Annotated in this window: 13 protein-coding genes; 6 read left to right on the top strand and 7 right to left on the bottom strand. The window is 59.3% G+C overall.

Annotation, left to right across the window (positions count from 1 at the left end):
* Positions 1 to 3 precede the first annotated feature (3 nt).
* Positions 4 to 606: an amino acid synthesis family protein gene (locus tag Q1A91_RS21450; RefSeq protein WP_299882463.1), complete on the top strand. Its 603-nt coding sequence runs from the start codon at positions 4 to 6 to the stop codon at positions 604 to 606.
* An 87-nt stretch (positions 607 to 693) separates the two neighbouring features.
* On the opposite strand, the gene Q1A91_RS21455 is transcribed toward Q1A91_RS21450, so the two are convergent.
* From Q1A91_RS21455 to Q1A91_RS21465, 3 genes are read right to left on the bottom strand one after another with little or no spacing between them, the layout of a single operon-like run.
* A complete protein-coding gene (locus Q1A91_RS21455) occupies positions 694 to 1,158 on the bottom strand; it encodes a CoA-binding protein (protein WP_299882465.1) in 465 nt (154 codons plus the stop codon).
* 5 nt (positions 1,159 to 1,163) lie between these two features.
* Entirely contained in the window at positions 1,164 to 1,565 is a 402-nt protein-coding gene (locus tag Q1A91_RS21460; protein ID WP_299882467.1) for a 2Fe-2S iron-sulfur cluster-binding protein, read from the bottom strand.
* Entirely contained in the window at positions 1,562 to 2,911 is a 1,350-nt protein-coding gene (locus Q1A91_RS21465; protein ID WP_299882469.1) for a selenium-binding family protein, read from the bottom strand. The genes Q1A91_RS21460 and Q1A91_RS21465 overlap by 4 nt, the downstream gene beginning before the upstream one ends.
* A 222-nt stretch (positions 2,912 to 3,133) precedes the next feature.
* On the opposite strand from Q1A91_RS21465, the gene Q1A91_RS21470 reads away from it, so the two are divergent.
* The 3 genes from Q1A91_RS21470 (at position 3,134) to Q1A91_RS21480 (ending at position 4,792) form a co-directional block, all read left to right on the top strand.
* Entirely contained in the window at positions 3,134 to 3,631 is a 498-nt protein-coding gene (locus tag Q1A91_RS21470; RefSeq protein ID WP_299882471.1) for a hypothetical protein, read from the top strand.
* Positions 3,632 to 3,734: 103 nt separating this feature from the next.
* Entirely contained in the window at positions 3,735 to 4,277 is a 543-nt protein-coding gene (locus Q1A91_RS21475; protein WP_299882473.1) for a sigma-70 family RNA polymerase sigma factor, read from the top strand.
* Positions 4,274 to 4,792, top strand: coding sequence for a cupin domain-containing protein (locus Q1A91_RS21480; RefSeq protein ID WP_299882475.1), 519 nt, complete (start codon positions 4,274 to 4,276; stop codon positions 4,790 to 4,792). The genes Q1A91_RS21475 and Q1A91_RS21480 overlap by 4 nt, the downstream gene beginning before the upstream one ends.
* Here the strand turns inward: Q1A91_RS21480 and Q1A91_RS21485 are convergent.
* A complete protein-coding gene (locus tag Q1A91_RS21485) occupies positions 4,789 to 5,241 on the bottom strand; it encodes an A24 family peptidase (RefSeq protein ID WP_299882477.1) in 453 nt (150 codons plus the stop codon). The two genes, Q1A91_RS21480 and Q1A91_RS21485, sit on opposite strands and share 4 nt — an antisense overlap.
* Positions 5,242 to 5,480: 239 nt before the next feature.
* Between Q1A91_RS21485 and Q1A91_RS21490 the strand changes: the two genes are divergently transcribed.
* The gene (locus Q1A91_RS21490) at positions 5,481 to 7,106 is read left to right on the top strand and encodes a DUF4331 domain-containing protein (RefSeq protein ID WP_299882479.1); all 1,626 of its coding nucleotides are present in this window, start codon (positions 5,481 to 5,483) and stop codon (positions 7,104 to 7,106) included.
* Positions 7,107 to 7,129: 23 nt separating this feature from the next.
* Positions 7,130 to 7,339 carry a hypothetical protein gene (locus Q1A91_RS21495; RefSeq protein ID WP_299882481.1) on the top strand — a complete coding sequence of 70 codons (210 nt, stop codon included), beginning with the start codon at positions 7,130 to 7,132 and terminating at the stop codon, positions 7,337 to 7,339.
* A gap of 63 nt (positions 7,340 to 7,402) precedes the next feature.
* Here Q1A91_RS21495 and Q1A91_RS21500 read toward each other — a convergent pair whose 3' ends face one another.
* The 3 genes from Q1A91_RS21500 to Q1A91_RS21510 form a co-directional block, all read right to left on the bottom strand.
* On the bottom strand, positions 7,403 to 8,218 hold the full coding sequence (locus Q1A91_RS21500; protein WP_299882483.1) for a type II secretion system protein GspK: 816 nt from the start codon (positions 8,216 to 8,218) through the stop codon (positions 7,403 to 7,405).
* A complete protein-coding gene (locus tag Q1A91_RS21505; RefSeq protein WP_299882485.1) occupies positions 8,215 to 8,667 on the bottom strand; it encodes a hypothetical protein in 453 nt (150 codons plus the stop codon). The genes Q1A91_RS21500 and Q1A91_RS21505 overlap by 4 nt, the downstream gene beginning before the upstream one ends.
* A partial coding sequence (locus tag Q1A91_RS21510; RefSeq protein ID WP_299882487.1) for a hypothetical protein occupies positions 8,667 to 8,951 on the bottom strand: 285 nt, incomplete at its 5' end. The genes Q1A91_RS21510 and Q1A91_RS21505, both read right to left, overlap by 1 nt.

The raw sequence follows: 8,951 nt of genomic DNA on the forward strand, positions 1-8,951 counted from the left end.
TTCATGATTCCCGAATTGCGCAAGGTCGTCACCTTTGACGAGGACATCCACACCGAAGGCGGGCGTCCGTCTGATCCTGTCTTGCGGATGATTGGCGTAGCTGCCGTGGTGGCAAACCCCTGGGCAGGGCGCGGGTTCGTTGAAGATCTCCAGCCAGAGATCCTGCGGATGGCTCCGGTTCTGGGGCAGATGCTGTCTGATCGTCTGATCGCTCTTGCCGGTTCGGGTGATGCGATCGAAGCCTATGGCAAAGCCTGTATTGCCGGCACCAGTTGTGAAGTCGAACATGCCTCTGCGTTGATTCACACCCTCCAGTTCGGGAATTTCTACCGGGAAGCCGTTGGGGCAAAAAGCTACCTCGGGTTTACCAACACACGCGGGCCGGCAAACACGCAGATCCAGATCCCGTTGATGGACAAACATGACACCGGGCGGCGCTCTCATTATCTGACCGTACAGTTTTCGATCTATGACGCACCCGGTGTGAACGAATTGGTTGTCGCGCTGGGTGCGGCGACGCGCGGGCGGCCCCATCACCGGATCGGCGACAGATACTCAGACCTTGCAGCCCTTGGGCGCAATGTGGAGAACCCCGCAGGGGTCTGACGCCAGATTGCGGTCAATGCGCCTAGCCGACAGCGTTGACGATGCGGCTTGCGCGTTTTCTTGCATTCGCCGCAACATCTGTCCCCATCAGATCTTCAAATCCAGCCGGGGTTTCCAGAAGGGCCGGAAGAGTTCGATCTTGGGGCAGCGGTTCATGACAACTTGCAGGCCCGCCTCTTCGGCCAGCTTTGCGGCCGCATCGTCGTAGACTCCGATCTGCCCCCAAAGCACCTTGGCCTTCATCGCAATTGCCTTTTCGGCAAAGCCATAGAACTCTTCCTTGGGGCGAAACACCTCGACCATGTCGACAGGGCGGTCAATGTCCTCAAGCGCGTGATAAACCTTGATCCCCCGGATTTCCTCAAGCCTGGGATTGGGGTTCACCGGGATCATGTCATAGCCGGTTTCATGCAGCACCCGCAGCACACCATAGCTGAACTTGGTCTTGTCGGCGCTGGCCCCCACCATGGCGATGGTCTTGACCGATTTCAGGATGTCGGCAAGGTAGGCCTGATCATAATCGTACAGATCGTCAATTGCTGTTGCAGGCATGGCGGTCATGCCTCCTTTTGTTTGTGCCGGACCGCCTGATGACGCGCGGGCAGAGGTGTTGCAATATCCGCCTTCAGTTCATGCGGTTTCAGCGGGTCAAGGAACGGGTTGCGGTAAAGGGTATCGTGGCTTTCCACGCCGATTTCCAAGGTGATATCGCTCACCGGGCGGGCCACGCATAAGATGACATATCCATCATTGATCTGGCGGTTGTTCAGCGCCACCTGCCGGCGCTGATCCACCGCGCCAGAGGTCAACTTGGCCGCGCAGGTGATGCAGCCTCCGTATTCACAACCATACGGCAGATCGACGCCCTGATCGCGCAACTGTTCCAACAGCGGACGGCGGGCATCCACGCGGTAGGTCGCGCCATCCCGGTTGGCGAGGGTGACGATGTGGGTCGTCACAGCCAGATGTCACTTGTACAGTCGCCACCGGGATAGCGCGCTTCGTGGCAGCGGCTGGGGCCATTCGGCTCCTTGCCGAAATCAACGATGAAATCTTCATTGATCTTCATGCCCCCATTCACCGGATCGCAATCAATCATCACCATCACTCCGCCCTTTTCCCGGATCTCCGGGTAAAACTGGTTGTCCCAGGTGGAGAACAGCGAGGTCGTGACATAGAGCCTCTTGCCATCAAGGCTCAGCTGGAACATCTGCGGCCCACCTGCCATTTCAACACCGTTCACCACAGGTGCCTTGCCGAGCAGACCACCCATATACACCTGCCCCGTCAGCACGGGATTGTGCGGATCGCTGATGTCATATTGGCGCATGTCCCCATGCAGCCAGTTGTTGAGGTAAAGGTATTTGTCATCCATCGAGATCAGGATCGCCGACATCACGCCGGGGATCGGGATCGGCCAGTCAGGGTGGGGTTCATTCTCGACATCGATGACCTTTTCCCATTGCCAGGCACCGGCATCATCTTTCCACCAGTGAATGACATTGGAAGACAGCGCAGCCCCGCAGAACCCATGGGTGCTGTCCGGATCATGGTGGAATTTTACCTCCAGCGGGATCAGCCCGTCTTCGCCCAGATACATGGTCTGGATCGGCTCGCGTTTCTCAAAGTCCCAGAAATGCAGTTCACGCCCGTATTTCAGATGCCCGACTTCTTCCAAATCGAACCCCGGCATGAAGGTGTTGGGTGCTGCCCATTCCGAACTGACCATGATGTTGTGGCGCGGCTGATACCAGAAGTCATAGCCGAACTTGATGTCGCCCATGGAGTTTTCCCAACGGCCCTGAATCTCAAAATCCTTGTTGAGATGCAGATAACCGCCCGGCGCTTCACCCTTGGCGTCGCCCAGAAAGGAAATGATGATCTCGGAGCCCAGACAATGGACCGTGTGCGGACCGCTGAGGTCGGTTTTCGATTTGATCTCAGCCCCGTCGATCACCTTGTGCAGACGGGGCGCGCGCGGATCCGTCGCAGTATCGACAATGTGCAGATTGTTTGACCGCACACCCGGAAGGATCAGGTATTTGCGCGACATGGAGCCATCGTCAAAACACGATGAACACGCGTTCCAGCCCATATGGTGCAATTCATCCCCGATACCCGGCATCTCAAGCCGGTGGATCACCTGAGAATAGGTTGGGCTGTCGGGGTCGACATCCACGGTTGCAAGGTAATCAGGTTTCTGAATGCCCGTCCCGGTGTAGATCGCAATTGTATAGAGCAGCGTCTCACAAGGCGCTTTGATCGCATCCCCCGGAGACGCATAACCCGGACCACAACATTCCATCAAGCGTTCCTCATTCCTTCAACAGATTGCGGGCAATCAACAACGATGCCGCCCGGACACCATAGCCACCAAAACGGTGCAGGCAACGGTCGACTGCCGGGATCTGTCTAGAGGCCTTCGGCGTTTCTCCCACGCTGAAGTTACCCTTACGGCAACTGCAACTCTTCTCTGGTTCAATCCGTTTCTTTGGATGGGGCAAACAGACCGGCGTTTGGAACTCGCATGAAAAACCTTTTCAGAAGGTTCAGAAGGAAGCGACCAGCATCGCCAGATGAGACTGATCTTGTCTCCCTGCCAGCGCTGGCTCATCTGGTCAGCCCGGCCGATCCCGACCCGCAACTGTTTGTCGACATCGAAGCCATCATTGATCAAGAAGAGGCCGTCCAGCGCCGCTCAACGGACCGACGTACGTTCGGACCGCGCGCCCTTCTTCTGGCGCTGTTTGCAGGCTGCTTGATTGGCGGGTCCACCATTACCTTGATGCAATCCCACCAGCAGGTCGTCGTGCAGCCGCAGAAATCCAGCCCCTGGATCCCGTTGGGATCAGTGACACTCAAAGGGGCAGCTTTGCGCAGTTTCGTTCGGGCAAAATGCGACGGCAGATCACATTTCCTCATCACCATGCACCGGCTTCAGGATCATAACTCCATTGAGAGCCGCAACATGAACCCCACCCTGATACCAGAGGGAGAAAAAATTCGTATTGAGTGCATCTTTTAGCATCTGCGCCCCGTAGATCATGTAAAATGACATGCGAGGGCAAGATGTGGGTGTGACAAAACTGGTGCCACGTTCTCAGGGCGCACGGCACGCTGGGGGGAAAATGGGGACCGCTGAACAGTCCCGAAAACTGGCTGATCTGTTGCAGGCCTGCGCGCAGGGCGACCGTGCGGCGTTTCGAAGTTTCTATGATCTGAGCGCGCGGTATGTCTTTGGCGTGACCCTTGCCATTCTCAGGGACCGCGAAGTCGCGCGTGAGGTTGCGCAAGAAACATACGTTCGCATCTGGCGACGTGCCAGCCAGTTTGATCTGAAATCCGGGAACCCGTTGTCTTGGGTCGGGTCCATCGCCCGAAACTGCGCCATCGACCGGCTGCGATCCGATCGCGCACGTGGGTTTGTCGAATTCTCCGACACCGTGCCCGACATCGCCGCTGGCCCGGACCCGGCAACACAAATGCTGGACAGCATGGTGATCCGCCGCCTGCTGGATGATTTGCGTCCTGAATACCGCAGGGCGCTCTTGCTCTGCTACTTTCAGGGCTACAGTTACAATGAACTTGCAACCGTGATGGACGTTCCTGTCGGTACGGCAAAAAGCTGGGTGCGCCGGGGTTTGGCCGCTTTGAAGGAAGCAATGATATGAAAAAGACGAGTGACGCAGCATTTGAGGCGATTGAAGCTGCATTGGGTGGTTTGGATACGCGCGGCGCATTACCGGGCACCCGCCCTGATCTGGGCCGGGAGGTGGCAGAGATCAATGAAATCCTGACACCCATCTTGCAGGGATTGCCGCAGGCCGAACCACCGGCTGACTTGTTTGATGTAATCGTCGCAGATCTCGATGCCGCTGCTGAGGATCAGACACAGGCAAGCTATGCCCGTGAAGGTGTATGGGAGCAGCGGTCGGAGAAGATATGGAAGAAGGTCCTTGGCCAAGATGCCGAAACGGGACGATCCATGTACCTGCTACGCTGCCTGCCCGGCGCACAGATCAGCTCGCATCCGCATGAGCGGACCGAACATCTTTTCATTATCGAGGGTGAGTTATGGATGGGCGGAAAGCTCTATAAGGCAGGGGATGCGCAAACCTCCACACCGGGCAGCAAACATGCGGTGATTGACATGCCGACGGGATGCCTGGTGCTGGTCAGCGCCTAACGCGCGACCCCGCGCAGCCACAAGATCCAGAAAACGCCGGCAAGCCAGGGACCAAAGGCAAGCCTGCGCTGACGTATCAGCAGGGCGAAGGCCAACGCGGCAATTGCCGCCCCGGCCACCAGCGTCGGCAGGTCCCGCCACCCCAGCCAGGCCCCTGCGGCGGCGAGCAACTTTGCATCGCCCAGACCAAGCCCATCCTGCCCGGTCCGGCGGAAATACACCGCGCCCAGCAACGCAAAAACGCAGAACCCTGCGGCTGCGCCCAAAAGGGCCTCTTCGGTCTGGATGCCACCGGGCAAAGTGCTCAACCATAGTCCAGCAGCGATCAGCGGCAGGCTCGCCCGGTCGGGGATACGGAAGGTCCTGATGTCGCAATGGGCAATCCAGCCCAGCATGCAAAACAGAAAAATGGATGCGATCCCCTCTGTCGTCCCTATCCCTCCGTGCATGTGGCAAGCTCCCGCCTTGGTCTCCTCATCAACAGATACGCAGGGGCGCCTGATATTGTTTCGGGCGGTGAAACTTTTTCGGCAAGCATTCCGTCTAGTCGGATGCAGCACCTGACAATTCCTGCAAGCGGGTCACCGCTCCGGGGCTGAAATCCGCTGTCGTACATCTCTTCACGCAAAAGGTCTCCTTCTGCGCCCGGAGAGGCTGTGCGCAAACAAGATCTGAAAGAGGACATCACATGAAAACCAAAAAACTTCTGACCCTGAGCACGGCACTTGTGGCCACGCTTGTGGGCGCAACGGGGCCAGCCCTGGCATCGTCTCACAGGGAGGCACCGGCCATCACCGAACACCCCAAGGTGGACGGAACGGATATGTACCTGTTCCGCAGCTATGAGCCCGGCCGCGAGGGTTTTGTGACCCTGCTGGCGAACTACCAGCCGTTGCAGGTCAACTACGGCGGCCCGAGTTATTACACGATGGACGCGGACGGCATTTATGAGTTGCACATCGACAACGACGGGGACGCGATCGAAGACCTGACGTTTCAGTTCGACTTCGAGAACCAGCTTGCCAACGGCGGCGCGGGCATCGGCCTTGATATCGGCGGGGAGAATGTCGCGATCCCGTTGAAATACGCAGGCCCCATTCTCGCGAATGATCAATCCCTGCTGAACGAAAGTGAGACCTACGGAATCACGATGATCGAAGGGGACCGCCGCAGCGGGACGCGCAGCATTGTCACCCGTGCAGGGTCAGGCAACGCCACATTCACCAAGCCGCTGGACTACGTTGGCACCAAGACGCTGCCGGATTATGACGCCTACGCCAACCAATACGTCTATGACATCGACATGCCCGGCTGCGACACGCCCGGACGGGTCTTCGTCGGACAGCGGGCGGAGGCCTTTGCACTCAACCTGGGTGAGGTTTTTGACCTGATCAACTTTGTGCCCATCGAAGGCGACAGTGCGCCCGGTGCAGGCGACGGTGGTGGCTTTGACGGTGGCATCACCCAAAGCCGCATCAACGACGACCTGTTTGGCAAGGTGAACGTGACCACCATTGCGATGGAGCTGCCGATTGACTGCGTCACCACGGGCAGTGATCCGGTGATTGGCGCCTGGACAACGTCCAGCCTGCCGCAAGGTGAGCTTGAAAACCCCTCCCCGACCTACGAAGACACCTCCCGCGTTGGCGGTGCTCTGGTTCAGCAATCGCGCATCTCGACCCCGCTGGTCAACGAGGTGGTTATCGGGATTCCAGACAAGGATCGTTTCAACGGATCCGAGCCGATTGATGACGGCAGTTTTGCCACCTACGTGACCAATCCCACTTTCCCCCGGCTGGTTGAGATCCTCTTTGGCCCGCCGCTGGGGGCCACCGACGCGCTGGCGCCAACCAACCTGCCCCGCACCGACCTTGTCGCGACTTTCCTGACCGGCCTTCCCGGCCTCAATCAACCGCAGAACGTGGTGGGTTCGGAAATGCTGCGGCTGAACACTGCCGTTCCGGCCACGCCGCGGGACCAGCAGCACAGCTTTGGTGTGGTTGCAGAGGACCTTGCCGGTTTCCCAAACGGACGCCGCCCCGGCGATGACGTGATTGACGTGATCCTGCGGGTCGCGATGGGCGCGCTGTGTCATCCGGTCCCGTTGGGTGCGGAACTGGGTGTTGAAGGCGCAGAGGAAGACAGCGCAACGGATCTGATCAACCTGGGTTTCTGCACCCCCGATCAGGCCCCCATCGGGAACCTCGCTCTGACCGACGGCGCGCCCATTGCGGCAAGCGAGTTGCAAAACAGCTTCCCCTACCTCAACTCACCTGTCCCCGGATCGCCAAACGGCACCGTGGTCAGCAACTGATCGCAGCGGAAAGGAGAATGCAGATGCACATGCAAAACATCAAACTTGCGCTGCTGGGATCGCTTCTGACCGCGCTGGCAGCATGCGGTGGCGGAAGCGCGGCGGTGCCTGGGATCGAACGCTTGGGCGCAACGTTCCAGCAGGCTTTCGGCCAGGGACCAAACGATGCACCAATCGATGTCTCAAATGCCGATCTGGCGTTGCAGCTGAACGCGGATCCGTTCGAGCTCTGACCCTCCAGTCAAAGCCTGAACAGATGTCGCCGCCGGAACCATTCCGGCGGCGATTTTTGTTGACTACTCAAGCGGGAGGATTGTCAGCGTGCCGCGCTCTGCATCGCGATGAATGCGGCGTTTCACGTTGCGTCTGGCCGTGCCGACATTTGCCTCTGTCGAGACGTCAAAGGTATCCGACGTGAACCCCGCAGCGGGCGGCACCAGCACGCCCAATGCACGAAAGTCTTCCCGGTCCAGAAACCCCCTGCCCTTGCGCCGCGCCACAAGGGCCTGCGATGCCGAGGGGTTTGACAGCACAGCCGCCAAGACTGGTTGCGTTGCCGTATTGAGGTTGATCGGGCCCGGTGTCTCGACCGCAACGATATGTGGCAGGAGCCGGGTCAGATCAGCTTGTGAAACCCCTGAGGCAATCAAGGCACGCGGATCGCGGAGCGGGCCTGCGGCTTGCAGGTGAACCGCAATCTGGCTTGCCAGCGTTTCGGGCAGGTCCAGCGCATTGAGCAGACCCATGAAAATGCGCTGTTCCAGAAAAGCACCCGCCGTGAGGCTGTTGATGTTGAACCGCCCCCGTGGATCGCTGACCTCAACGGCGAAGCTGCCTGCGTCGAACGTCACGGCCTGCTGTGCGGCCCTTGCCCAATCCTCTTGCAAATGATCCGCCTTTGGGGCCTCCACCATGTCACGGCGCAATGCCACGGCCACGGACGCCACACCACTGCGGGCAAGCGCTTCGGCCTGAGCCACATCCTGCGCCTGCGCCACCTCGGAGACTGCGCTTTGCTGACCGGACAACATGACCTGCACAAGCCCTGATGCCGCCGCGACAACCACCAGAACATTCAAAAGGCTGACACCGCTTTCCGGGTCGCGGCTCATGGAACAGACCGTTTCGGCAAAGGGAAGATACGCCAGAGGTCCTTTTCAGGCAGGCGCAGGGTCAGCTGTGCGGCAGGCGCTTCCGAAACCGTTATCTGCGTTGCAGTTTTTAGTGCAGTCTGGACAAACACCGCACGGTCCTTGCGGATGATCCGCCGTTCCAGACCGTCCATGTCGCCGCGCCATTCAATCTGATGCGTCAGATAGGTCAGCGAAACCTGCCCTGCCGCCCGCACCTCGAAATCCTGCGCCTGGCTCAGATCAAGCGCGAGCACCTGAAATGCACGGTCCCGTTTTGATAAGGTATCAAGACGGCCGGCAACGCCTGCTTCGGTCTGCACCACGCTTTCCAGCAGGGCAAAACCCGCGACCCCGATCATGGCAGACACAGAAAGCGCCGCCAGCATTTCGATCAAGGTGACGCCTGCCTCGCTCGTTCTGTTGGTCATCATGCAACCCGCTGCACCCGCGACCCGCTGATCCGGAGCACCGCCAGCGCCCGTTCACACGTCCGGTCCGCGCGAAATCGTGTTGGGCCCAAAAGACCGTCCAGCGTGCTGCGCTGGTGCAGTGCTGCGGTTCCGCCCGCCCGATGTGCGACTGCAACTGCATCCACTGCAAGCGCCGCAATCACCCCCATCTCCTCATCCAGCTGTGCCCGGTAGGTGGCGGAAAGCCGGTTGAACTGAACCGGATCGGGCCCCACAAAACAGGCCTTGTCGAGCCGCACCAG

The sequence above is a fragment of the uncultured Sulfitobacter sp. genome, from assembly GCF_947500075.1.
In the GTDB taxonomy this organism is placed as follows: Bacteria; Pseudomonadota; Alphaproteobacteria; order Rhodobacterales; family Rhodobacteraceae; genus Sulfitobacter.

Coding starts and splice junctions, on each gene's coding strand:
- Q1A91_RS21450 (WP_299882463.1), top strand. CDS start 4: ATGATTCCCGAATTGCGCAAGGTCGTCACCTTTGACGAGGACATCCAC.
- Q1A91_RS21455 (WP_299882465.1), bottom strand. CDS start 1,158: ATGCCTGCAACAGCAATTGACGATCTGTACGATTATGATCAGGCCTAC.
- Q1A91_RS21465 (WP_299882469.1), bottom strand. CDS start 2,911: ATGGAATGTTGTGGTCCGGGTTATGCGTCTCCGGGGGATGCGATCAAA.
- Q1A91_RS21470 (WP_299882471.1), top strand. CDS start 3,134: ATGAAAAACCTTTTCAGAAGGTTCAGAAGGAAGCGACCAGCATCGCCA.
- Q1A91_RS21475 (WP_299882473.1), top strand. CDS start 3,735: ATGGGGACCGCTGAACAGTCCCGAAAACTGGCTGATCTGTTGCAGGCC.
- Q1A91_RS21480 (WP_299882475.1), top strand. CDS start 4,274: ATGAAAAAGACGAGTGACGCAGCATTTGAGGCGATTGAAGCTGCATTG.
- Q1A91_RS21485 (WP_299882477.1), bottom strand. CDS start 5,241: ATGCACGGAGGGATAGGGACGACAGAGGGGATCGCATCCATTTTTCTG.
- Q1A91_RS21490 (WP_299882479.1), top strand. CDS start 5,481: ATGAAAACCAAAAAACTTCTGACCCTGAGCACGGCACTTGTGGCCACG.
- Q1A91_RS21495 (WP_299882481.1), top strand. CDS start 7,130: ATGCACATGCAAAACATCAAACTTGCGCTGCTGGGATCGCTTCTGACC.
- Q1A91_RS21500 (WP_299882483.1), bottom strand. CDS start 8,218: ATGAGCCGCGACCCGGAAAGCGGTGTCAGCCTTTTGAATGTTCTGGTG.
- Q1A91_RS21505 (WP_299882485.1), bottom strand. CDS start 8,667: ATGACCAACAGAACGAGCGAGGCAGGCGTCACCTTGATCGAAATGCTG.